The 27,000-nt window shown below is 35.0% G+C and carries 15 protein-coding genes; 8 read left to right on the top strand and 7 right to left on the bottom strand.

The window, feature by feature from the left end; genetic code table 11:
* Positions 1 to 23 precede the first annotated feature (23 nt).
* The 6 genes from J2X17_RS12320 to J2X17_RS12295 form a co-directional block, all read right to left on the bottom strand.
* Complete coding sequence (locus tag J2X17_RS12320) at positions 24 to 3,020, bottom strand: serine hydrolase domain-containing protein (protein WP_310298343.1); 2,997 nt, start codon at positions 3,018 to 3,020, stop codon at positions 24 to 26.
* 258 nt (positions 3,021 to 3,278) lie between these two features.
* Positions 3,279 to 4,787: a sodium:solute symporter gene (locus J2X17_RS12315; protein WP_310298341.1), complete on the bottom strand. Its 1,509-nt coding sequence runs from the start codon at positions 4,785 to 4,787 to the stop codon at positions 3,279 to 3,281.
* A gap of 269 nt (positions 4,788 to 5,056) precedes the next feature.
* Entirely contained in the window at positions 5,057 to 5,878 is an 822-nt protein-coding gene (gene murQ / locus J2X17_RS12310; protein WP_310298338.1) for an N-acetylmuramic acid 6-phosphate etherase, read from the bottom strand.
* 416 nt (positions 5,879 to 6,294) lie between these two features.
* Positions 6,295 to 7,494, bottom strand: a complete 1,200-nt coding sequence (locus J2X17_RS12305; protein ID WP_310298335.1) for an exo-beta-N-acetylmuramidase NamZ family protein — start codon at positions 7,492 to 7,494, stop codon at positions 6,295 to 6,297.
* A gap of 265 nt (positions 7,495 to 7,759) precedes the next feature.
* Complete coding sequence (locus tag J2X17_RS12300; RefSeq protein WP_310298333.1) at positions 7,760 to 9,493, bottom strand: RagB/SusD family nutrient uptake outer membrane protein; 1,734 nt, start codon at positions 9,491 to 9,493, stop codon at positions 7,760 to 7,762.
* A gap of 24 nt (positions 9,494 to 9,517) precedes the next feature.
* Positions 9,518 to 12,784 (bottom strand): SusC/RagA family TonB-linked outer membrane protein, encoded by a 3,267-nt coding sequence (locus J2X17_RS12295; protein WP_310298330.1) that lies wholly within the window; start codon positions 12,782 to 12,784, stop codon positions 9,518 to 9,520.
* A gap of 247 nt (positions 12,785 to 13,031) precedes the next feature.
* On the opposite strand from J2X17_RS12295, the gene J2X17_RS12290 reads away from it, so the two are divergent.
* From J2X17_RS12290 to nagA, 8 genes are all read left to right on the top strand, one after another.
* Positions 13,032 to 13,781, top strand: a complete 750-nt coding sequence (locus J2X17_RS12290) for a DeoR/GlpR family DNA-binding transcription regulator (RefSeq protein WP_310298326.1) — start codon at positions 13,032 to 13,034, stop codon at positions 13,779 to 13,781.
* 135 nt (positions 13,782 to 13,916) lie between these two features.
* Complete coding sequence (locus tag J2X17_RS12285) at positions 13,917 to 14,324, top strand: hypothetical protein (RefSeq protein WP_310298324.1); 408 nt, start codon at positions 13,917 to 13,919, stop codon at positions 14,322 to 14,324.
* A 164-nt stretch (positions 14,325 to 14,488) separates the two neighbouring features.
* Positions 14,489 to 17,404 carry an FAD-binding and (Fe-S)-binding domain-containing protein gene (locus tag J2X17_RS12280; RefSeq protein ID WP_310298321.1) on the top strand — a complete coding sequence of 972 codons (2,916 nt, stop codon included), beginning with the start codon at positions 14,489 to 14,491 and terminating at the stop codon, positions 17,402 to 17,404.
* Between the two features lie 233 nt (positions 17,405 to 17,637).
* The gene (locus J2X17_RS12275; RefSeq protein ID WP_310298319.1) at positions 17,638 to 19,119 is read left to right on the top strand and encodes a glycoside hydrolase family 10-like protein; all 1,482 of its coding nucleotides are present in this window, start codon (positions 17,638 to 17,640) and stop codon (positions 19,117 to 19,119) included.
* A gap of 13 nt (positions 19,120 to 19,132) precedes the next feature.
* A complete protein-coding gene (locus J2X17_RS12270) occupies positions 19,133 to 21,637 on the top strand; it encodes a beta-N-acetylhexosaminidase (RefSeq protein ID WP_310298316.1) in 2,505 nt (834 codons plus the stop codon).
* Between the two features lie 4 nt (positions 21,638 to 21,641).
* Entirely contained in the window at positions 21,642 to 22,946 is a 1,305-nt protein-coding gene (locus J2X17_RS12265) for a serine hydrolase domain-containing protein (RefSeq protein ID WP_310298313.1), read from the top strand.
* Between the two features lie 252 nt (positions 22,947 to 23,198).
* Positions 23,199 to 24,350, top strand: a complete 1,152-nt coding sequence (locus J2X17_RS12260; RefSeq protein ID WP_310298311.1) for an exo-beta-N-acetylmuramidase NamZ family protein — start codon at positions 23,199 to 23,201, stop codon at positions 24,348 to 24,350.
* A 36-nt stretch (positions 24,351 to 24,386) separates the two neighbouring features.
* Positions 24,387 to 25,529, top strand: a complete 1,143-nt coding sequence (gene nagA / locus J2X17_RS12255; protein ID WP_310298308.1) for an N-acetylglucosamine-6-phosphate deacetylase — start codon at positions 24,387 to 24,389, stop codon at positions 25,527 to 25,529.
* Positions 25,530 to 25,640: 111 nt separating this feature from the next.
* Here the strand turns inward: nagA and J2X17_RS12250 are convergent, their stop codons facing one another.
* Entirely contained in the window at positions 25,641 to 26,735 is a 1,095-nt protein-coding gene (locus tag J2X17_RS12250) for an exopolyphosphatase (RefSeq protein WP_310298305.1), read from the bottom strand.
* Between the last annotated feature and the right edge of the window lie 265 nt (positions 26,736 to 27,000).

The following is a 27,000-nucleotide window of genomic DNA, read 5'->3' as shown; positions in this document are numbered from 1 at the left end:
GTTTTGGTTTTTTGGTTTGATAATTATTTTATAATAGCTTCCTGAATAATTTTCTGAATATCTTCTCTAATTTTTCCTTTGGCGAGTTTATTTTCGTCGTTAATAACTTCAGGGTAGGTTCTATTGGATAAAAACACATATACAATTTCTGTTGCGGGATCGACCCATGCGATATTTCCTGTGAATCCGGTGTGTCCAAAACTGGTTTCAGAAACACAGCCGCAGGTTGGGCCGTCTTTACCAATTCTTTTGTCAAAACCTAAACCTCTCTGAACACCTTTGTCTTTGTAATAACAGGTATTAAAAGTATCAAATGTTTGGGCTGAAAAGTATTGTTTGTCGCCGTAGTTTCCTTTTTGCAAATACAATTGCATCATTTTGGCAACATCCATAGCATTAGAAAAAATTCCGGCATGACCTGCAACTCCGCCTTCCATTGCTGCTGCCATATCGTGAACATAACCCTGAATGACCTGATGTCTGAAATAATTATCAACTTCAGATGGAGCAATATTACTTTTGTTAAATCTGTCCAGCGGATTGTAAAGTGTATTATTCATTCCTAGTGTGCTATAGAAGTTTTTCTGACTCAAATTTTCCAGTTTTTTGCCCGTTTTTCTTTCTAAATATTCTTTTAGGATGATAAAGGTAAAGTCGCTGTATTTGTATTCTATTTTTGGAGATAACGGCGTATCAGCAATAATTTTCATAATAGTGTCGTGATAGTCATTCCTGATGTAAAGGCTATCAGCAACTTTAGTAGAAAATTTAGAATCGGCAATTTTTCGATAATATTTTTCAGAAGGCTGACTGTTTTTATCCAAAGTTGCTTTGTAAAACGGAATCCATGCCTGCAGTCCTGCATAATGACTTAGTAAATCTTTGAAGATGATGTTGGCCTTGTTTGTATTTTTAAAAAACGGAACCATATCTTTCAATTTAGTATCCAAAGCCACTTTGTTTTTATCGTACAATTGCATCACATTCGGCAGTGTTGAAATCATTTTTGAAATGGAAGCAACATCATATAAATCTGAATTGGTTACTTGTTTAGCATTATCATAAGTTTGATAACCGTACGATTTCTGAAAAATAACACTTCCTTTTCGGGCAACAAGAACCTGGATTCCCGGAGTCATTTTGCCATCAATAGCTTTTTGGGCAATGGCATCAATTTTAGATAAAATCGCCGGATTCATATCTACATTTTCAGGAGTTGTGAAGGCCAGACGGTTTAATTTTTCTGTTGTTAAACCATCATTTACATTGAAATGTGTGTTGATAGAAACTGGTAATTTTCCTTTAGCGCCAATTCCTCCAAACAATAATTCGGCTGAAACTACCTGACTGATATTCGAATTTTGGTACGACACTACTAATCCTTCAATATCATCAAAGCTCTCGATTGGTAACAACGAATATGGTTTGGTGAAAATATCCAAAATCACTTTGTTATGCTTCGCAATTTCCTGTAACCAAAGTAATTCAGTATCGCTGAAGTTTTGTTTTTCCCAGGTTTTATTCACTTTATGGAAACCAATAATAACGGTGTCGTAATTTTTTAATTCGGCATTCAGACTGTCAATATTGGTGCTTGCAACTTCTGTAACTTCGGTATATTTTTTTAGAGTCGTTACAAAAGTGCTGTTGACATCTTCTCCCAATTTTACGTAGGCAATTTTCTGATTTAAGTTTTTGATTGGAAGAATTTCCTTTTCATTTTTTAAAACCGTAATCGCATTTTCATACAATTTATAATGCAACGCATCATTTTCTGACGGATTTAAATCATTGTAGATATTCTTCATATCTACTGGTTTGTAATGATTTAACCCAGCTTTGAATTTATAATGTAATATTTTTTTAACGGAATGTGCCAAGCGTTCTTCGGTAATCGTGCCGTCATTATAGGCTGCTTCCAGTTTTTCAACGGCAACAGGTACATTTTCAGGACAAAGCAAAATGTCATTTCCAGCCAGAAGCACGGCAATTTCTAAATCTCCCGGACCCTTAAAATTACTGGCGCCTTTCATGGCTAAACCATCGGTAAAAATCAAACCTTCAAAGCCTAATTCTTTCTGAAGTAAGTTTGTAACCACATTATAAGAAGCCGAAGATGGATAATTTGGGCGTGATTCTAAACTCGGAATATTAAGATGTGCGACCATTACCGATACTAAACCTTCGTCGAAAATGCGTTTGTACGGATATAATTCAACCAAATCAATACGGTCTTTTGAGAAATCAATCAGAGGTAAGGCATGGTGAGAATCTGTTGAGGTATCGCCGTGTCCCGGAAAATGTTTTCCTGTACTAAAAACGCCCTGACTCTGAACGCCGGTCATTAACGCAATAGCTTTGTTGCTCACATTGACTTTGTCTTCACCAAAAGAACGGTTTCCGATAATTGGATTTTTAGGATTGGTATTGATGTCCAAAACAGGGGCAAAGTTGAAATGAACTCCGATTCGTTTGTTTTCTCTGGCCATGTTTTTTCCAACATGTTCAATCAAATTTAAATCCTGAATAGCGCCTAAAGTCATATTCCACGGATAAATATAAGTGGAATCCAATCGCATTCCCAATCCCCATTCGGCATCAATCCCAACAAATAAAGGAACTTTGGCTTTCGCCTGATACTGATTCGTTAATTTCGCCTGACGAACCGGGCCTCCCTGAAAAAATATGACACCGCCAACTTTATAATCTGTAATTAACTTATTAACCTGATTTACGTGAACTGAATCTTTGTTGGAATAGGCAGAAATCATGAACAATTGACCCACTTTTTCACGAAGCGACATTTGATTGTAAATGCTGTCAGCCCAAGCGGTTTCTCTGTCTGAATCTTTAAAAAAAGTTTTTCTTTCGGTTTTATTTTTAGGTAAATAAACAACGGTATCTTTTAACGGAATATCTTTTTTTGAAGCTGTAAGAGTGCTGTTTTTTTTGGTCGCACAATTGGTAATCAAAAATATAAGTGTGGCAAACAGGCTGATTTTTATGAAGGAATCTTTCATTTTATAACATTTTGAAGTTATAGAATTACTTTATCTATAACTTATTGCGTGCAATTTTTTTTAACACATAGAAACATAGATTTTAAATTTAAAAAAAAAGATATTTTTAAAAAATCTAGATTTTAACACATAGCCTATGTTTTTTTTTTAAGTGAAACGCCTCTTTAAGCTTACAAAGTCTATGTCTCTATGTGTTGAATACTATTTTCTAATGTATTTTATTCAACAGGTTAGATAGTTTTTTTTATTTATAGATGCTTAAAAACTTATTTTTTCACTGCTTCTGGAACTTGTCAGGAACAGTCCTAAATAAGTTATTAATCCATTAAGCACAATTAATTCGTTATCGAAGACGTAACCTGAAAATAATATTTTCGAATTTTCATTGATTAAATACGTGAAGAATGGTGATAACAAACAAATTATCGGAACTAATTTATCATTCACATGTCTTGATTTTTGGAACAATCCAAACGCATATAATCCCAATAATGGACCATAAGTGTAAGATGCAACCTTAAATATCATTCCAACGACAGAACTATCATTGATGGTATTAAAAATAATAATAACGAAGAAAATCAATATGGAGAAGCTGATGTGAACCAAATGACGTACGCGTACAGCATTCTTTTTATCAACATTCTCTGCTTTGTCCATGCCTAAAAAGTCTACACAAAAAGAAGTTGTTAAGGCCGTTAGTGCCGAATCTGTTGTAGCAAAAGTGGCTGCAATTATTCCGAGTAAAAATACAATTGCCGGAATTGTCGCCAAATGATTCAATGCGATTTCAGGGAAAAGTAAATCGGTTCTTGGTTTTCCTGTGATTAAATCGGTTGGAATTGCGATTCCGTTTTTATTAGCATAAAGGTAAAGTAGCGCTCCAACGCTTAAAAAGAAAATATTGATGACAACGAAGATTCCTGTAAACGTAAACATGTTTTTTTGTGCTTCGCCGATGTTTTTGCAGCTCAGATTTTTTTGCATCAGATCCTGATCTAATCCTGTCATGGCAATAGTTACGAACATTCCGCCCACAATTTGTTTTACAAAATGAAATTTGCTTCCCAGAAAATCATCAAAGAAAAATATTTTGGAATAGTTGCTGTTTTTTACTTCTTCAAAAGCACCAATTGCACTTAAATCCATACGGTCGCAAATAAAATAAATGGTAAGAAAAACTGAGGTAACCAGAAAAAATGTTTGCAAAGTATCGGTAATAATAATCGTTTTTAATCCGCCTCTATAGGTATAAGAAAAGATTAAAATCAGGGAAATTAATACTGTAAATGCGAAAGGAATTTTGTAAAAATCAAATACAAAACGCTGTAAAACAATTACAACCAAATAAAGCCTGAATGCGGAGCTGACTGTTCTGCTGATTAGGAAAATAGAGGCTGCAGTTTTGTAACTGTAGAACCCCATTCTTTGTTCAATATAACCGTAAATAGAAGTTAAATTCATTCGGTAATACAACGGCAATAATAATTTTGTGATTACTATAAATCCAAGAGCGTTACCTAAAACAAACTGAAAATATTTGAATTGCTCACCGCTTGGCGCACCAACTTCACCTGGAACAGATATAAAAGTTACTCCAGAAAGGGCAGTTCCGATCATCCCAAAAGCAACTAAATACCATTTTGAGTTTTTATTAGCTGTAAAAAAGGCATTATTTCCATTGTCTTTTCTACTCACTCTGTGCGAGATGTAAAATAATGTTCCGAAATAAATGATGATTAGGATAAGAATAGTACTTGGTGTCATTTTATATCTTTAGTGGTTTTGGTTTTATCAATAGAACGCATTAATTAACACATAGAAACATAGATTTAAGTTTACAAAAAAGGTATTTTTAAAAAATCTAGATTTCCACACATAGTCCCGATCCCGAAACTTCGGGACGGGATGTTTCAAAATAAGTGAAACGCTTTTAACGTCAAACTAAATCTATGTTTCTATGTGTTAAATACTTTTTTTAGATTATTCTTAGTGTATAAATCTATAAAATATTTGAATGGTTAACTCGTTAAATTTCAGTTGTTTTTGTTTTCTGCCATTAAAACGGCTCTAACGCTTTTGTGTTTATGCAGTAATTCTTCAGCTAAATCATATTCAATTCCAAGTTCTTCCATAATCATTTTAATACCGCGTTTTACCAGTTTTTCGTTAGACAGCTGCATGTCAACCATTTTATTGCCTTTCACTTTTCCCAGTTTAATCATTACCGACGTTGAAATCATGTTTAAGGTCAGTTTTTGAGCTGTTCCTGCTTTCATTCTTGTACTTCCGGTTAAGAATTCAGGACCTACAATTAATTCAATAGGATAATCTGCTTCCTGAGCTATAAGTCCGTTACTGATGCACGAAATACTTCCTGTTTTGACATTGTGTTCTTTCGCTTTTTTCAACGCTCCCAAAACATACGGTGTATTTCCTGAAGCTGCAATTCCGATAATAAAATCTAAGCTTGAGATTTCAAATTTAGCCAAGTCTTTCCATGCTTGTTCAGTGTCATCTTCTGCATTTTCAACTGCTTTTCTGATTGCAGTATCGCCACCTGCAATAATTCCGATAATCATATCATGAGGCACGCCAAAAGTTGGAGGACATTCTGAGGCGTCTAAAATTCCAATTCTACCCGAAGTCCCGGCTCCAATATAAAATAATCTTCCGCCCAAATGCATTTTTTTTACAATTGCCTTAACTAGTTTTTCAATTTTCGGAATCTGTTCTTCGATAATATGAGGTACTTTTTTGTCCTCCGTATTGATATTCGTAAGAAGTTCTTTCACGCTCATTTGATCCAAATCTTTGTAGAAAGATTCTTGTTCGGTTTCAGGATTTTTATTTTTCATTTTTCTCTTTTTTTTTGATTTTTGAAACCAGACTTTTCTAATAATTGGTTTCACTCTTTTTTTTTAATAGTATCTATTTATTTAAAAAATAGTTCGATATGGAAATTTTTTTAACCATATAAGTCATAGAAGCTTTTTTAACATTTTAATCGATTAATGATTAAAAAAGATTATATAAGTTAAAAATGCTTTTAAATATTTTGGCTCAAATGAACTTTTGTCTTATTTTAAAGAAAACTAAAAATTCATATATGATGAAAAATTCATTCCAAGTATAAGTTCATTTATAATTTCGCTTGACTTTTCTTATATTTTAACTTATATACTTAAGAAAACATCTGGCTTATAATCTCTTAAATGAACTTAAATGGTTAATAATTTATTGATAAAATGCTTGTTGTTTATAGAGTTTAGCGCTATTTATAAATTAGATATTGTGTTCGCATTTTTTTGAAAGCTTCTAAATCTTTCTGCCAGCTCTTTCTTATTGCTTCTTCAGAAGTTCCGCTTTCAATTTGCTGCTGTAATTTTTTGGTTCCGGCAAGTTTGGTGAAGAAGCCGTTAAAAAATTTCGTTTTATCACTTGTATTTTGATAGGCTTTAATCAGCCATTTTAGTTCTAATTGCTTTAGTTTAGGATAGGAAGATAGATCTTCACCAAAACATTCTTTTCCGTTATACAATGGGTCTTTAGCACCAAAATTTGGTTTTGGGGTAAAACTGAAATTCGTTTTTGCCAAAAATGGAGAACCATAAATTTGGAATTGTGTTTCTGTCCCACGACCAACGCTTACGTTCGTTCCTTCAAATAAACATAAACTTGCGTAAAGATTTATAGATTGGTCATTGGGCAAATTTGGAGATGGTTTTACCAGTAAACTATATTCCATTTTTCTGTTATAATCAACACATGGAATAACGGTCAGTTTGCATTGAATTCCATCTTTCAGCCATTTTTCACCATTAACCATTTGTGCATATTCGCCAATTGTCATTCCGTGCAGGAGCGGAATAGGGTGCATACCCACAAAACTTGTAAATTCTTTTTCCAAAAGCGGTCCGTCAACAATGCCTCCGTTTGGATTTGGGCGGTCCAGAATGATCAGCGGAATACCGTTTTCGGCGCAAGCCTCCATCACATAATGCAAAGAAGAAATGTAGGTGTAAAATCGTGCACCAACATCCTGCAAGTCAAAAACCATAATGTCGATTCCGGCTAATTGTGCGGCTTTAGGTTTTTTATTATCTCCGTAAAGAGAGATAATTGATAATCCGGTTTTTGGGTCTTTTCCGTCAACTACGTGCTCGCCGGCATCTGCAGTTCCTCTAAATCCGTGTTCTGGGGCAAATATGATTTGAATGGCAATTTTTTTCTCTAGTAAAAAATCTACCAAATGTGTTTTATCAGATAAAATTCCGGTTTGATTCGTAACGATTCCTATTTTTTTATCTTTTAAAAGCGGCAAATATTTCTCGTAATTATCAGCTCCGGTTTTGATAGGAGAATTGATTTTTTCTAAGCTGCTTTTTGTAACTGTCTGAAATGAATTAGAATACGATGATGTGTAAAACAAAGAAGCTACAATAAGAACACTTTTTGTGATGAATTTTATCATTTTTATTACAGTTAATAGTTAAAGGCAAAAAATTGACTTAATATAATTATATTATTATTTGATTGCTTTGATGTTTTTTGATTGATGTAGTGCGGATAGTGTAGAAATTGGTTATCTGAGTTTTTCAGATCGGGGTATTATTGCATTGTATTTTTGTTTTTGCTCTGAGGTTAGAGAAAAAACTTTTTAAATACTACCTCTGGAGTGATTGAAATCCAGAGGTAGTTTTAATATTATGGGGCAATTATTTTTTAGTAATTCCGAATTACCAGCCTGGGTTTTGTTTTAATTCAACACCCTGAGCTTTGTATAAATCAATATCGTTTGTTGGGATATTCATTAAATAGTGTTTCGCTTCGAAAGTTCTTGTGCTTGTTGGATAAATTTTCACATATCCGTTAGCGTCAACTACAGTTTGCCCTCCAACCGGAGTACCAATTCTGGCTCCAAGGTTTACATCAGGGTTTTTAGAAGTATCTAAATAATCTCCTTTTTTCCAACGGTAAATGTCAGCTTGTCTTAATGTTGTCCAGCTCATGAATTCGATTTGACGCTCACGACGAACTTCCCAGATCAATGGACTAACAACTCCTGAAATTTGCTCTAAAGCAGCAGTTCTTCTTGGGTCATTAATTGCTACACCTAATGCAGAAGCACTTGTTCCGTTAGTAGTTAAAGGAGCAATTCCTGCACGTGCACGTACTTTGTTGATAGAAATGTCAAGATCATTATTTGTAGCTGTACCAAGTTCAGCACAAGCTTCAGCATAATTTAAATATACTTCACTTAAAGTGAATAACGGAGCATCAGTGTAATTACGTCCACCAGTTGTAACGTCTGGTCCTGTTGTTGCAGGGTTGTTGTACAATTCGAATACATATCCTGACATTGAAACTAATGCAGCTGTACCAAAAGGTTTTCCTTTGTATCCGTAATTTGCAGGATTAACCGTTTTAGCAAAACGTGGATCTCTGTTAGCAAATGTTTTTGTAACGTTATCATCACCAGTAAATTGAGCGTTTCCAGCTTGTTGAATTGGTAATCCGTTTGTAGTTACATAACTATCAGCAGCCCATTTTGTCAATCCGTATTGAATTGTAGAGGTGTTAGTATAGTTTTGAAGAGAGTGCATCAATACGTTTGTTAAATAACGTTTTGTAAGTATCACCTCAGTATTTCCAAGTAATTCAACTGAATTGTAAAGTCCTTTCCAGTCTGCATTTAATTTGTAAGCAGGGTTGTTCATGATAGCTAATGAAGCTGTTTTTGCTTTGTTTAAATAAGCGCTTCCATCCTGACCTAAATGATATTTTCTATAAGTTCCCTCATAAATGCAAGCGTTACTTAAAGCTGCGTATGCTGTGTATTTATTTACGGTAGCATTTTTATCATCCACAGGAAGCATCAAATTAGCAGCTTCTTCCAATTCAGCAATAGCTTTGTCCATAACCTGAGCTCTTGGCATTGCCGGAGCATAAACTTCAGGATCACCTTGTGCTAAATATTTATCTATGTAAGGAACATCTCCCATTTTTTGCACTAAACGGAAATAAGTATATGCTCTGAAGAATTTAGCTACTCCAATATAATGGTTCTTTTTGTCTGGAGACATGTTAACGGTTGGTACTTTTTCAAGCATCAAATTACAACGGCGAATAAGTGTATAGTACTCATTCCATGAATATTGATTTGTTGTAGCAGCAGTAATTGGCATTTGGTAAAAAGTATATGCGGATAAGTTATCATCTACTTTGTAATCACTTCCATGGAAATAGAAAAAAGAAAGTCCAATTGTTGTCCCGTTTCCGTAGCCATAAAAAGTATCATAATTCAACCACGAAAAAGTTTTTACGTTGTCTTCTGATTGCCAAAAGTTATCGTTTGTAAATTTATCTGCAGGATCATCTGTTAGATAATCAGAACAGCTAACTGCATTCATTGCTACTACAGCGGTAGCAAACATCAGCAGAAATTTAGATTTTATATTTGATTTTTTCATTTTAAAAGTTTTGAATGGTTAGTATTAGAAAGACAGCTCAACACCAAAAGACCATGTTTTAGTATACGGATAAGCTCTTCCCCAGAAAACTTCTGTTTCATCAATTTCAGGGTCAACAGGAAGACGTTTGTCAGCCCATGTTACTAAGTTTTCACCAGAAGTATATAATCTTACTTTTTCTAATCCCGCTTTTTTAACAATTGCTAAAGGTAAAGAATATCCAAGACTAAAGTTTTTCAAACGGAAATAAGACATATCTAATAAGTATCTTGTTTGTGTTACGAAGTTGTTCATACCATTAGTACTACCTCCAAAAGCAGTTGATTCACTACCATAATATGGATTAGGAAAGTATGCATCAGTATTTTGTGGTGTCCAATAATCTGCCTGATTTGCATACATTTGTTGAGGCGCGCGATAAAAAGGCAACACAGCATCAGAAGCAGCCCAATAATCACGTTTGCCAACTCCCTGAAAGAAAACCGAAACATCAAATCCGTGATATTTTCCACCTAAAGTAATACCATATTTATAACGAGGCGTAGAATTTCCAATTTTACTTAAATCTCCATGATCGTCTGCAGTTCCTGCTCCACGAGAGATAGCACCATCTCCATTTGTGTCCACATAATGAACATCTCCAGCTCCGTATTTAAAGTTACCAAGCATTGTTTTAGAGTAGTCAACACCATTTACCGTTTTACCACTATTTGTGATTACGTCATCAGACTGAAGAAGTCTGTCGCTGGTTAAACCCCAGATTTGACCAATTTCATATCCATCATAATAAGTGGTCAATAATTTTGAGCTATTATTCCATTTTGTCACAACTGCTTGGTAATCTGATAAAGCAAGATCAACAAATACAGAAGCATTTTCGTTGAAGTTTTTGTTGAAATTCAATGACAATTCCCAACCTCTTGTTCTCATGTTTCCAGAGTTTGTCTGAGCAGCAGATTGTCCAAATGAACCCGGAAGTGTAATTCCCGGAGCCAACATTCCTTTTGTATCACGTTGGTACCAGTCAAATGAAGCGCCAAGCATGTCAAATATTTTAATATCGATACCTATATCCTTCGTGTACACTTTTTCCCATGTTAAAGCCGGGTCAACATTGGTTGGTAAACTCATAGAAGGAGGTATAGTAGATCCACTGTTTACCCATGAAGGGTTTGTAGAATTTAATAAAGATAAGAAAGCATTGTTTCCAACGTTTTGATTTCCAATTGAACCAATAGAAGCACGCAATTTAAGGTCATTTAACCAAGTACGTGTAGATTCCATAAAGCTCTCATTAACAATTTTGTATCCTACAGAAGCAGAAGGGAAGAATCCCCATTGTTCGTTAGTTGGGAATTTTGAAGAACCATCATAACGCGCATTTAATTCTAATAAATAAATTCCGTTATAATCGTAATTGATACGTCCAAAGAAACCTGCGATTGAATACGTTGTTTCAGCTGGATTCAAAGAAGTATTTGCTGCTCCCGCTGTAAATTGTTCTCCTACAGCAAGATTGAATTCTGGTTTTGATTTGTCTAACAAAGTATTTCTTCTCGCATAATTACGAGAGAATTCATTCCACTCAGAGTTGAAACCTCCCAAGAATTTGAAGTTATGCTTGTCTAATTGTTTTTTATAGTTAGCATAGATATTCACAACATTTGTAGTTGACTCTGATTTCGATTGACCTACAAAATCGTTTCCTGTTTCTAATGTTGCAGGTACTGCTGTTTGAATAGTTGTCGCGTCATATGGCATAGCAGACCAGCTATCCCAAGCCTGGAATTTTCCACCATTTTGTTTTCTGTTTGCGTAGTTAGTTACGTTGCTTATTTCTGTAATTACATTGAAAGATTTTGTAATATCCGCAGTAAATTTAGCGCTTAACCTGGTATTGCGATTCGTGTTTTCATTTTTCGATGCATTAGATAAATATCCTCCTGCAGTACGGAAATTATACCCTCTGTATGTTCCAAAATTCGGGAAGTACTGACCCCAGCGAAGTGCATATCCAAAATAACCTCCATAACCAGTATCATCAGTACCAGAACCTCCATAATAATTAAAAGGCTGCTCATAAGAACTGTTTATCGACATTACTTTGAAATCACCAGTAAGCCACTCAGCTAATTTTGTAGTAAATCCTAAGTTAACATTGATTCTTTGTCTTTGTTCCTGATTTACTCTTAACATACCATCTTGGTTAGTAACAGCGAATGATGCGAAGAAAGAACTTTTGTCACCTAAATTACCTTGCGCTGAAAGATTGTGTGTTGTTTGAAGCGCATCTTTTGCGTACAATTCTTTATTTGCATCCCAAACTTTATAGAAGTAAGGCGTACCATTTTTAATTTCCCAGTCTTCTCCATAAACCATTTCGTGAGTGCTTGGCCTGTTTCCGTATTTTGCTTTCCAGTTTTTGATTCCGTCAAGTAAAACGCTATAGTTTTGACCAAAAATCTCTGGTGTAGAACCATCAGTACGTGTTCCTGCTAAGATTAAGCCTGGAATTTCCTCTGTTGGATCCAGGAATTTTAAAGTAGAAATTGGATTCGTAAAAGCGGTGTTTCCACTATAAGAGAATCTAACTTTTCCTTCACCTGTTTTTCCGCCTTTAGTAGTAATTAATACAACTCCAAATGCTGCACGAGCACCATAAATAGAGGCAGAAGCCGCATCTTTAAGTACAGACATCGTTGCAATATCATTAGGGTTGATAAGAGATAAATCTGTTGGAACCCCGTCAACTAATATTAAAGGAGCGTCAGAACCATTAATAGTGCCGGCTCCACGTATATTAATAGTCGCCGCACGGTTAATGTTTCCAGAGTTGAAACTAACGTTAACTCCAGGAGTTGTTCCCTGCAATGCTTTACTAACATCTGTTAGAGGTCTGCTGCCAATTGTTTTAGCAACATCAATAGACGCAACTGCACCCGTTAAATTTGTTTTTTTCTGAGAAGCAAATCCTACCACTACAACTTCATCTAATTTTGAAGTGCTTTCAGAAAGATCGACAGTAATTTTTTGTTGCCCCTCAACTTTAACTACTTTGGATTCAAAACCCATATAGCTAAATGTTAAACTTTGCCCTTGTGCTACATTGATGCTGAAATTTCCGTCAAAATCAGTTGTAGTACCGTTTTTAGTTCCCTGAACAAGGACACTAACTCCAGGTATAGGAAACCCGTCGGCTTTGTTTTTTACAGTTCCAGAAATTGTTTTTGTTTGCCCAAATGATGCTTGAATGAACAAAACCAATAATGAAATAAGGAATAATTTTTTCATAATTATTTGGTTTTTTAAAATGGTTGTTGAGCAAATATATTTATTTATTGCATATAAATGCAATATTTTGTATTTTTTTTCAAAAATTTACTTGAATAATGCAAACTCCTGCATATTTTGATTAGTGATTCATCCTGTTGTGTGACAAAAGTCACTAAAACGCAAACTATTGCAGATACATTTAACACAAGTGTTTGTGAATAGATTAATTTGATATATTTGTGCAGAATTTTAAATTTTAACAGGAATGCTAAAAGCGGAAAGACATAGATATATAATGTCTAAACTTATTGAAAACCAAAAAGTTGTTACAACAGATTTGGCTCTGGCTTTAGATTTGTCAGAAGATACAATAAGAAGGGATTTGAATGAATTAGATAGAAAGAAACTGCTTGAGAAAGTTTATGGAGGTGCTATTCAAATCACTGAAAAATCAGCCGATGTGTTCAATATTGATATAAATGCTGAAGATGAAAAGAAGCAAATTGTAACAAAAGCGTTGTCTTTATTGCATGACGGGCAGGTAATTATTATGAGCGGAGGTAGCACTAATCTTGTGTTTGCAAAGCTAATTCCGTCAAATTTAAAAGCTACAATATATACGTATAGTCTGCCTATAGCAATGCAATTATCTCAGCATCCTAATATTGATTTGATATTTATTGGTGGAAAAATGCAGAAAAACGCAATGGTTACCATTGGTATGGATGTGATTCAGGTCGTATCAAAGATTAAAGCAGATATTTGTTTTATTGGAGCCAGCAGTATTAATATCAAACAAGGTCTTACTGAAATTGGATATGAGATTTCTATTGTGAAAAAAGCAATGATAGAGGCTTCTGATAGAGTGGTTTCGATGTTTTCTTCTGATAAATTAAATACAAAAATGCCGCATGTAGTTTGTGAATTAAGTCAGTTGGATACTATTGTTACCAATTTAGATCCGGAAGATCTGTTGCTGGAAGAATATAGAAAATCGGGCGTTTTTATCCTGTAAATGAAACTCGGCTAATATTTTTTGCGTTATTTTACGTGTTTTAAATTTAATTTTGTTAAAAAACGCAAAATAATGAAATCGTTTTGTTTTTTGTATATATTTGTTAAACCAAAAATTTAACTAATCGAATATATTATGAAAACCACTACTTCTCTGACTTATGATATTGATGGATGCCGAACCTTCGGGATGGAAGAGAGCCGATTTGAAAAAAATCATAATGTTATTCTCGAAAGTCAAGAGGAAATAACTTCAGAAATACCTGTTACATTTTTAAAAAACAATTCTAGTGCAACCTTTATATTAGGTTTATTTTCTGTGTCTGAATTCAACCGATTTTTTATTGACGGTTATATCAGCATAAAAAAAATAAAAAATAAAGCTATCGTTTGGCTTTTCAAAAAGACGAAAAAATCAATTTTAAAAGCAACGGACAGTAATTGTAACAATGACAGTATGTCGGATCCTTTGGATCGTGATTATTCTGCTTTTGTTATAGATTCATCTGTTATAAAAATACAGCCCATTTCTATCATAGATTAGGATTGGCCGAAAGATTGAAACTTTATACGTTTCAATTACTATAGATCTGGAATAAGTTTAAATGTTAGTTAGTAAGCCAGGCAGGTTTTTAATCTGTCTGGTTTAAATTTAAACTTCTAAAAAAGATTTAACTTATAAAATAAAAAATATCAATAAGAAATTAAATGCCCGATTCTCTTTCATTTCAGCAATTATCTGATGCATTAGAAGGAACTCTTTTTTACGATGAACTTCATAAAAAATTGTATGCGACTGATGCTTCTGCCTATAGAATTATTCCGCAAGCTGTTGCTATTCCAAAATCAGAAGAAGATATTGTGAAGATTATTCGCTTTGCGTCACAAAATAAAATTTCAATAACGCCCAGAACAGCCGGAACTTCATTGGCAGGGCAAACCGTCGGAAACGGAATAATTGTCGATGTCTCAAAACATTTCACCAAAATTATTGCTTTTGACGCTGTAAAGAAAACTATAACAGTTCAGCCCGGCGTAATTCGGGATGAACTGAATTTGTATTTAAAACCACACGGTTTATTTTTCGGACCAAATACTTCGACTACAAATAGATGTATGATTGGAGGAATGGTAGGGAATAATTCCTCGGGCACAACATCAATACGATACGGAGTTACCCGCGATAAAATTGTCGAAATAAAAGCGGTTTTAAGTGACGGAAGTATTGTAGTTTTTAAAGAAATGACTTCGGAGGAATTTCTGGAGAAAACAAAAGGCGATTCCCTGGAAAGTAAAATCTACAAAACCATTTACGACGAACTTTCAAATAAAGAAAATCAGGAAGAGATTGTAAAAGAATTTCCGAAACCTGAAATCCACAGAAGAAATACAGGTTATGCAATTGATTTATTATTAAAATCGGATCTGTTTTCGGGAACAGAAAATACCATAAACTTAGGAAAACTACTTTGCGGAAGCGAAGGAACTCTTGCCTTCACCACAGAAATCACACTAAAAGTAGACGACTTACCACCCACAAATAATGTGATGGTTGTCGCTCATTTCCATACCATTCAGGAAAGTTTAGAAGCTGTCGTTACTGCAATGAAACATCATTTGTATACGTGCGAAATGATGGACGACACCATTTTAGATTGTACCAAAACCAATCGGGAACAGGCCAAAAACAGGTTTTTTATTCAGGGAGAACCAAAAGCAGTTATCATGCTCGAAGTTGGTTCGCACTATAGTATGGAAGATGCCGAAATGCAGGCAGATGCTTTGATTAAAGATCTACAGAAGAATAATTTTGGGTATGCTTTGCCTAAAATCTATGGCTCTGATATTGATAAAATAAATGAATTGCGAAAAGCAGGTCTCGGACTTTTAGGAAGTATCGTTGGCGATGATAAAGCAGCTGATTCTATTGAAGATACGGCGGTTGAATTAAGTGATTTACCCAATTATATTGCCGATTTTGCTGCAATGATGGAAAGACACGGACAAAGTGCCATTTATTACGCGCATGCCGGAGCCGGAGAATTGCATCTACGCCCAAAGATAAATTTAAAAACAAAAGAAGGATTACACCAGTTTAGAAACATATCCACGGAAGTGGCTCATTTGGTAAAAAAATACAGAGGTTCGTTAAGCGGTGAACATGGCGACGGAATTTTACGCGGAGAGTTTCTACCTTTTATGATTGGGGATAAAAATTATGAATTGCTGAAACGAATAAAGAAAGCATTTGATCCGAATACCATTTTGAATGTCGGGAAAATTGTAAATGCTTCTAAAATGGATGAAAATCTTCGTTTTGAAGCGGGAAGAGCAGAACCGGATATCAAAACCATTCAGGATTTTTCTGATAGTTTAGGGATTTTGCGTGCTGCCGAAAAATGTAATGGTTCAGGTGATTGCCGTAAAGCACCTTCCGCAGGGGGAACTTTGTGTCCGAGTTACCGTGCGACCCGAAATGAAAAAGATACCACACGTGCCAGAGCCAACGCTTTAAGAGAATATCTGACACACTCAGAAAAAGAGAACAAATTCGATCACGAAGAATTATACAAAGTATTTGATTTATGCGTGAGCTGTAAAGCCTGCGCGAGCGAATGCCCAAGCAATGTAGATGTTGCGACTTTAAAATCGGAGTTTTTATATCAGTATCAAAAAGCCAACGGATTTTCTGTTAGAAGTAAAATATTTGCTTTCAATTCAAAATTAAATAAGCTCGGAAGTATCGCACCGTCGATGACAAATTTTGTTTCCAATTTATCTTTGGTCAAGAAAAGTATGGGAATTGCGCCTAAAAGACAAGTTCCGTTATTGGCTCCGATGACTTTTAGAAAATGGTACGAAAAGAATAAAAAGTCAGCCGAAATCAATTCTTTTAAAAACGGAAAAGTCTATCTTTTTTGTGATGAATTTACCAATTATTATGATGTCGCTGTCGGGATTGATGCCTACGAATTGCTGACAGGTTTAGGTTATGAAGTAATTATTGCAGAACATGAAGAAAGCGGAAGAGCCTTTATATCAAAAGGTTTTCTGGAAGAAGCACAGGAAATTGCCAACAAGAACGTGACTATTTTTGCAGCTTTAATTTCTGAAGATTTGCCTTTGATCGGAATAGAACCATCTGCTATATTAACTTTCAGGGACGAATATATCCGATTGGCAAAAGACAAAGAAAGTGCCGAAAAATTATCTAAAAATACTTTTACAGTAGAAGAGTTTTTCAAAAGAGAAATAACAAAAGGAAAGATACATGCTGGACAATTCTCCGATGTAGAAAAAACAATAAAAATTCACGGACATTGTCATCAAAAGTCTTTGAGCAGCGTCGAAGCTTCATTTGCCATGCTGAATGTACCAAAAAATAGTTCTGTTACCATTTATAATTCAGGTTGTTGTGGTATGGCGGGTTCATTTGGCTACGAAAAAGAGCATTACGAAATCAGCATGCAAATGGGTGAAGATACCTTGTTTCCAAAAATTCGTGCAACCGAATCTACAACGGCAATTGCTGCTGCAGGAACAAGCTGTCGTCACCAGATTTTTGACGGAACGAACAGAAAAGCGATGCATCCGGTTACGATTTTGAGAGATTGCCTTAAATAGGGTTTTTTTGAAGGTACAAAGAGGCAGAGGTTCAAAGGGACAAAGGTTTTCGTAGAGGCGGACAGTAGTGCTTCTAATGCATGCAGAAAAGGTTCAGAGGAAGCAAAGGTTTTCGTAGAGGCGCACAGCAGTGCGTCTCACACATGCAAAGGAGGCAAAGGTTTTATCGTAGAGGCGTACAGCAGTGCGTCTAATTCTGAATTAAGATTATAAATAATTTTAAAATATAAATCATGAAAAGCTTAAAAATTGTACTACTGGTATTGTTGATTCAAACCAATATTTTTAGCCAGCAATCTCCAAAAAGAGAAATGCGTGCGGCTTGGATATCAACTGTTGACAATATCGACTGGCCGTCAAAACCAGGATTGTCAGACAAAGAAATGAAAGCCGAAATGATTGCGATTTTGGATAATTTACGATCTTATAATTTAAACACTGTTGTTTTTCAGGTTCGCCCTACGGCAGATGCTTATTACAAATCTACAAAAGAACCTGCATCGCACTGGATAACAGGAACTCAAGGTGTTGCTCCCGGTTTTGATCCTTTACAATTAATGATTGATGAAGCCGGAAAAAGAGGGATGAACGTTCATGTCTGGCTAAATCCGTATCGTGTACAAAAAGATACTACGAAAGAAGTCCTTTCTAAAAATCATTTATTTTTTAAGAAGCCGGAGCTGTTTCTAACCTACGGAAAATCAAGATATTTTAATCCGGGGTATAAAGAAACCAGAGATTTTGTTTCGTCTGTGGTAGGTGAAATTGTTCGAAATTATGATGTTCAGGCGATACATATGGACGATTATTTTTATCCGTATAAAATTGCAGGACAAGAATTTCCTGATGATAAGGCTTTCGCCAAAGAACCACGACAGTTTAAAGACAAAGACGATTGGAGAAGAGACAATGTCGATTTGATTATCAAACAAATACGAGATACAATAATCGCCAATAAGCCTGAAGTCGAATTCGGAATTTCGCCTTTTGGAGTGTGGCGCAATATTGCCAAAGATTCAGATGGTTCAAAAACCGTTGCCGGTGCTACAAATTATGACGATTTGTATGCCAATATTTTAAAGTGGCAAAAAGAAAACTGGATCGATTATGTTACGCCGCAATTGTATTGGCACATTGGTTTTGACAGAGCAAATTTTGAAGTTTTGGCAAAATGGTGGGCGGCACACAAATTTGGTGCAAATGTTTACATCGGACATGGTGATTACAAAATTTCGAGCACTGCGAAAGAACCGGAGTGGAGAAGTGCCGATCAAATTGTGAAGCAAATAGAAATGATCCGTACGATGCCTCAAATAGATGGTTCAATGCATTTTACGGCGAATAATTTTCTGAAAAAAGGCGATACACTTCGAAAACCTTTAATGGATAAAGAATATAAATTTATTGCCCTAACTCCCGAAGCCAACAGAATCACAAGAATAAAAGCACTGCCGCCAACAAATGCTGTAGCTTCGAAAAAAGGAGGTTCAGAAATTTTGACATGGAAAGCAGGATTGAACGACAAGAAATTTGTCATCTACAGATTTCCGAAAGGAAAAATAACTGATTTCTCCAATGCTGAAAACATTTATTACGTCACAACTGCAACAAAATTAGAAGTTCCAAATCCTAATTTTGAAAACTATATCTATGCTATTTCGGCCTTGAGCCAAACTCAGACGGAAAGCACTCCAATACCATTTACAACAAAATAAAAGCCATAAAAAAATGAGAAAAAGTATTCTCTTAATAGCCATTTTTCTGAGTTGCGTCAATATTTCGCAGGCTCAAAAACTGGACATTATTCCAAAACCAGTAAAAGTAGAACAGAAAGAAGGCGTATTTGTAATTCCTTCATCGGTACAAATTGTAATTGATAAAAAAGTACAGTTAAGTTCCGATTATATAAAAGCAAATCTTTTAAAAAATACAGGAATCAATCCGATCGTTTCTATTGGAAAATCCCATAAAAAAAATACGATTTCTTTTTTGGTAGATGAAAAAATGAGTCTTCCAAATGACGGTTATAAATTGACAGTCACTAAAAAAGGAATTGCTGTAAAAGGAAAATCTGTAAACGGAGTTTTGAATGGTTTTCAAACCCTGATTCAGATTTGCACTGCAAAAGAGGTTAAAAAAGGAACAGTTCCATTTGTGAAAATAGAAGATTATCCTCGTTTTGAATGGCGCGGAATGATGCTCGATTGTTCCAGACAGTTTTTTGATAAACCAACGGTAGAAAATTATATCGACTGGCTGGCGGCGCATAAAATGAATGTTTTCCATTGGCATCTTACAGACGATAATGGCTGGCGAGTTGAGATTAAATCAATGCCAGATTTGACTGCAAAAGGAGCATGGAGAGGGCCGGGCGAAGTTTTATTGCCATCATACGGATCAGGAAACAAACGTTATGGCGGTTTTTATACCCAAAAAGATATTAAGGAAGTTGTGGCTTATGCCTCAGCTCGCGGAATTTCCATCATGCCTGAAATTGAAATCCCGGGACACTCGCGTGCCATAACCGCATCGTATCCGGAAATTGGCTGCGTTACCACTCAGGAAACCAAAAGTGTTCAGGGAGAAGTAAAAAATGTTTGGTGTGTAGGACGTGAAGAAAACTATCAGATTTTGGATTCTATCATTAGAGAATTTACCGAAATGTTTCCGTTTGAATACATTCATGTGGCTGGTGATGAAGTGAACAGAGCGAATTGGGAACATTGCCCGAAATGTAAAGCTTTGATGGAAAAAGAAGGTTATACAGATACGTTTCAGCTTCAGAATTATTTCTTTAAAAGAGTTGAAAAAATCGTAGAAAAATACAACCGAAAAACAGCTGGTTGGAATGAAATTATGAAAGGTGGAGATGTGAGTCCAAATACCCAGATTTTTGCCTGGCAGGGAATTAGTTACGGAATAGAATCGGTTAAAAAAGGTTATTCAACGATCATGATGCCGGGGCAATATCTTTATTTTGATATGGCACAATCTGAAAATGAGCGCGGTCACAGATGGGCTGCAATTACCGATACAAAAAGAGCGTATTCGTTTGAACCAGTTCCGAATGACGATTTAACACCAGAGCAGCAAAAACTGATAAAAGGCGTTCAGGGAGGTTTGTGGAGCGAATATTTAGATCGTCCGACACGTTTTGTAGAATATCAAAGTTACCCAAGAATTAGCGCTTTATCAGAAATTGGATGGTCTAAAAAAGAGGACAAAAACTGGGATGATTTTTACGCAAGATTAACCAACAGTCATTTACAGCGTCTGGCAAATATGGGAATTGCTTTTAGGGATTTTCCACCAACAGCACTTTATAAAAACGGAAGTATTACGGTAACTCCGCCTTATGCAGGAGCAGTGGTACGCTATGACGCGAACGGAAATGAGCCTACAAGACAATCGCCATTGTACACAAATCCGATTCAGACAAAAGAGTACGAGCAATATCAATTCCGTACTTTTTTCAACGAAGAATCAGCAAGCCCTGCAGTAAAAGCGGAGAAATTGCCGGTTGCAAACTGGAATACTTCTAAAGCTGAAACTGTGAATATCTCAGAAAATATTTCTGAAAATGTAGATAAAAACGGAATCTGGTATTTAACTTTTACTCCAACAGAAGACGGAACTGCAAATGGAATAATTAGAGAAGTTTCTCTTTATGAAAATGACAAATTGATTCAGACGTATGCTGAAGAAAGAACTTTAAAAGCAAAACCTCGCTTGAGATTTGTGATTGAAAATTATAATGAGAAAAACACCTATCGCTTAGATTTCAAAGTCGAAAACAAAGAAGCAACCGCCTCTTCGGCAAAAGTGAATTTCAATTGTTCGCCTTATCAGGAACCGGAAGTAAAAGTGACTTCTTCTATGGCTGAAAATCCGAAATTTCCAATTTCGAAACTAGAAGATTATAACGCCGAAACGTATTTGCGCACCGATGTTCCGTGTGTCGATGGAGACTGGATTTTGTATACTTTCACAAATCCTGTAACTTCTTCCAAAATTGATGTTTTGACAGGAATTCCGCATCACCCGAGATTTATAGTTAATGATGGTTATGTGGAGTATTCTTATAACGGAATTGATTTTGAAAAAGGAGATAGTTTCGATTACGGAAATGCTTCAATTTACCCAAAACAACCTGTAAAAGCAGTCCGAATTATGATCAAAGGAACAAATAACGAACTTTTGATGGCTGCTCAGGATTTAAGAATTAACCCTTAAAAATATGAAGAATATAGTAATTAGACTCGGATTTGTTTTTTTAATTCTTTTTGGAATAAACTGTAATGCCCAGAAAAATTCACAAAAAGCCTTTGATGAAAAACGTAATGAAGTTTACATCGATTCGATGATGAACAACGCACTAGAAAAAGGATTTTTTCCGGGAGCTCAGATTATTGTGGGAAGCAAGGACGCTGTTTTCATTTCGAAAAATTATGGTTTCCATGATTATTCCAAAAAACAACCCGTAAAGTCAGATGATGTTTACGATCTGGCTTCTATGTCTAAAGTTTTAGGAGCAACACTTGTGACCATGCGTTTGGTTGGCGACAAGAAAATAAAATTGGAGGAGAAAGTGGGCGATGTAGTCTCAATGTACAAAAACACAGCAATCGCCGATTTAACGCTTTTTGAATTATTGACACATACTTCGGGGCTAAAAGCCAGTATCACTTTTTACCAAAGTATGCTGTCTACGCCTGATGGATCACCTTTGTTAAGTAATGAAAAATCGGATGTTTATGCTGAGTCGTTTGACAATATGTATGTAAACAAGAACATTATTTATGATCCGAAGTACCTATCTTTTGAACCTAAAGACAATTATGTTCAGGTTTATAAAAATATGTGGTTAAATCCCGAATTTTATAAAACGGTTTATGATAGAATTGCTACGGCAAACACAAACACTCGAGGAAAATATGTGTACAGTGATTTGAATTTGATGCTGGTACAGCAAATGATCGAAACAAAAACAGGTAAAAAACTCGATCAGTTAGCAAAAGAAATTTATACAGAATTAGGCATTTCAAAAATTGGATACAATCCGTTAAAATGGACTTCGAAGGAAAATGTGATGCCAACTGAAATTGATAATTTTTTCAGAAAAGATACGATTCAGGGTTATGTTCACGATGAATCTGCGGCTATTTTAGGAGGCGTTTCGGGAAATGCAGGTTTGTTTGCCAATGCAGAATCGATCTCTGTAATTTGCCAAATGTTATTGAACAATGGAAAATATCACGGAAAACAAATTTTGAAAGCAAAGGTGGTGGCAGCGTTTACAGAATCGCCATTGGTTAAAGAGGGGATTTATCGTGGTCTTGGTTTTGACAAACGAAAACCAGATGAGTTTTATAAAGAAAATGATTTCGGACATACCGGTTTTACAGGAACTTTTTTCTTTTTAAACCCAGATGACAACAGATTTTTGATTATTCTGACCAATCGTGTAAATCCAACAAGAACCAACAGATTAATGTATAAGGATGATTTCTCTGCTAAAATTTGGAAGCAAATTAATAAATGAGAAACTTAAAAAGTTAGCCACGGATTATAAGATTAAAAAGATTTTTTAGCCACGAATTGCACGAATTGCACGAATTTTCACGAATTTTTATTTACCGCTTGTTTTCAGCTTTGACAAAGTTCAAAACTTTGTCAAAGCTTTAATTCGCGAAAATTCGTGACCCGAGCGATGGCGAAAGGAAGAAGTAAATTTGTGGCTAACCAAAAAAATCTTTTTAATCTTATAATCTGTGGCAAAAAAAACAAAAAAGCTATGAAAAAAAAACTAACCTTAATTTGCGTCCTAATTTCGACATTATCTTTTGCGCAAAAGATAAAAACCGGAGCAGAAAATTACACTGCCTATTTGCCTTTACTCGAAGGTAAAACCATTGGAGTTGTAACCAACCAGACCGGAATTATTGACGGGAAAACGCATTTAGTTGATTTTTTGGCCCAAAATAAAGTAAAGATAAAAACCATTTTTGCGCCAGAACACGGTTTTCGTGGTACTGCTGATGCCGGTGAAAAGGTTTCTGATGAAATCGATGCAAAAACGGGCCTTTCAATTGCTTCACTTTATGGAAAAAACAACAAACCAACTCCTGAACAATTGAAAGGCATTGATATCATGGTTTTTGATTTGCAGGATGTTGGAACAAGATTGTATACGTACGTTTCGACCATGCACAGAATAATGGAATCTTGCGCAGAAAATAATATTCCGTTAATTGTTCTGGATCGCCCAAATCCAAATATTGGAATTATTGACGGACCAGTTTTAGATATTGCTTTTAAAAGCGGCATAGGCATGCATCCAACGCCGTTGCTTCATGGAATGACTTTGGGCGAAGAAGCTAAAATGATCAATGGACAAAAATGGCTGAAAGATGGAATTCAGTGCAAACTGACTGTTATTCCGTGTTTGAATTACACCAGAAATATGACATATAGTTTGCCAGTTCGACCTTCTCCAAACTTGCCAAACGACCAGTCAATAAATTTATATGTGAGTTTATGCCTTTTTGAAGGAACGAATGTAAGTATGGGGCGCGGAACGGAAAAACAATTCCAGATTTATGGTTCTCCTTATTTGCCAAAAAGCAATTTTGTATTTACGCCGAAACCTAATTTCGGAGATAAAGATCCGTTATACAATGGAGTAGAATGTAATGGAGAAGATTTATCAGCAATTCCGAGGATTAATAAATTGGAAATAAAATGGCTGATAAAAGCCTATCAGACAACGGCTGATAAATCAAAATTTTTTGATAAAAGAAAATTTTCAATCAGAGCCGGAAGTGAACAATTACAGCAGCAAATTGAAGCAGGAGTTTCAGAAGACGAAATTAGAAACAGCTGGAAAGAAGGTTTGAAAAACTTTAAAAAAATGAGAAAGCAATATCTGATTTACAAGGAAAAATAAAACATCGGAATTGATTAAAAAATAAAATTATACAAAATGGAAAAAGCAATTATCAATGCTACTATACATACTGGAGACGAAATAATTGATAACGGAGCCATCATTATAAAAAATGGAATTATTCTTTCCGTTCAAAAAGAGATTCCAACTGATATTGAAACAATTGATTTACAAGGAAAACATGTTGCGGCAGGTTTTATAGATATTCAAATAAACGGTGGAGAAAAATTCTATTTTAGCCAAACTCCAACCGAAGAAACCATTCAGGATATATATGATTCGAGTCTCAAGTATGGTACAACACAAGTGCTTCCGTGTTTAATCTCTTCTTCTAAAGAAACAATTCTTCAAGGAATTGAAGCTGTTCGAAATTACAGAGAAAAATATGATAACGGTGTAATCGGAATGCATTTAGAGGGGCCTTTTTTAAATCCTTTAAAACGTGGCGCACATAGTATTCATCAGGTTCGTAAACCAACAAATGCTGAGCTTGAAGAGATAATTCGCCATGGAAAAGATGTCATAAAAGTTATTACAATTGCCCCCGAATGTTTTACAGACGAACAACTCAATATGTTATTAGAAAGTGGCATTGTAATTTCAGTCGGGCATTCAACGGTTACCTATAAAGAAGCACAGGTTTATTTTTCAAAAGGTATAAAACTAGTAACGCATTTATTTAATGCGATGACTCAGTTTGGTCATCGTGAACCCGGTTTAGTGGGCGCATGCTTTGAAAATGAAAATGTATTTACACCTATTATTTTAGATGGTGCACATTGTGATTATGCAGCAGCAAAGTTGGCCTATAAATTAAAAAAAGAGAAGTTCTTTTTGATTAGTGATGCTACCTTTTTAGGTAGAAAAGTGGCTAATTTTAATTGGGATAATTTTGACGCGCATCTGGATAATGGTTTTTATAGAAATGGTGATGGTAATTTGGCCGGAGCAACAATTTCTATGCAGGAAGCAGTACAAAATGCTTATAATCATTTAGATGTTTCAGTTGATGAAGCGATTAGAATGGCGACTTCAAATGTTGCAAAGGCAATTGGTTTAGAAAATAAATTCGGTAAAATAAAGCCTGGATTTCCCGCTAGTTTTGTTGAATTCAATGCTGATTTATCTAAAATAGAAGTGCTTAATTTTTCAAAAGGCTCAACAAATTTTACAAAATAATTGAAGCAATCATATAAAAAAGCCTGAAAGATCTATCTTTCAGGCTTTTTTATGGAGTATTCTTAATTTTCATTTTTCAGGCGAAACGCTACCGAATAGATTGTAAAAAATTTAGAAATTAGTATTTACTTTTTTAGAACGATCTGCAATATGTGAAATAAGCCAGATTGTTTGTCCATCTTTTACAAAGTATATTTTCTTTGTCTCTAAATTTGGAATGCTTTCAAGACAGCTCGCTAATATGTTATTTGCTGAAATGAGGTATTTCTGATCGTAAGTGCTTAAAACTCTTGCTGCTTCTGTATTGGTTTTTGCCAGGTTACTAAACTTGGTAAAATTATTTTTCAGAATTGCATCATAATTTAGAACATCTTCCATACTTAAAGAAATATAATGCTCTTTAACATTATCATTATAATACAAGGTTGCAAACGCCCATACAGCTCCGCCAGATAAATACATCTTGTCTTTTTTTAATAATTTAGGATTTTTGTCAAGTAAATCTTTGATCTTCTTGCGCAGAATTTCATTAAAGTCAAAAGATTTTTCCTGATAAACAGACATGTCATTAACCTGATTTTGATTAGCAACCGTTTTTTTTACAGCATCGGTAAGAGTCATTGTACCGAAATCAAGTTCCAAAGGAACAAACTCTAATTTGTTATCATCAAGTTCATCAATATATCCTCCTCTAGTGGTTTGAGCGCCGATGTCAAGCAGGAAAGCATCAGCATAATCTACCGGTGGAATAGCACCTTTAACCAGCGTTTTAGGTTCTTCGTTTACATTAAGTATGTCAAGGTTTTTCTTGGTTAAGAAAGTGATTTTGTTTTTTAAAACGTCAACATTGCGGGCAGATGCAAAAACAGGGGCGGCAACTATAAATATGTTTTCCTCGAGCAGCTTAAATTTGGTTCTTATTTTTTTCAATTGATCAACAACTGTACTACTAGCTTTGTCAATGTCTTCCTGAGTCAACTCACCATTAGCAGTAATATGGTCGGCAAAACTAAATCGCTCAGTTTCGAAGTACAAAATATCATAATCAGCTTTTCGGATATTATTTACATCCAATACTGAAACTTTTATTGCTCTGCGCCCGATTTCAATTCCGGCGTAAAGATTTTTTTGAGAGAATGAATTAATGGAAAAAAATAAATTTAAAAGAATAAAAAATAAAATTTGGGATTTGTTTTTTTGAAGCATTGTATTTAATTATGGTTATAATATAATTTGTTTTTAAAGGAGTGTATGTTTGTTATTTTATTGATAATCAATGTTTTGAGTCGAAATTAGTTGCTTTTAAGGGTCTGTATTTCAGAGCGCAAATTTATAAAAAACATTTGCGAAAATGGGTTCCTTCAGTAAGAAAACATGGATCAAGAACAAATCTTGGGGAGGAAATATCAAAATAAAATGAGAAATTTGCAATCTAAGAATTTAAGATGACCCCGATAGAGCTTTTAAAATT

The sequence above is a fragment of the Flavobacterium aquidurense genome, from assembly GCF_031458035.1.
GTDB lineage: Bacteria > Bacteroidota > Bacteroidia > Flavobacteriales > Flavobacteriaceae > Flavobacterium > Flavobacterium aquidurense_C.
The sequence above is the reverse complement of the archived record's forward strand: the minus strand, read 5'-3'. Positions and strand labels throughout refer to the sequence as shown.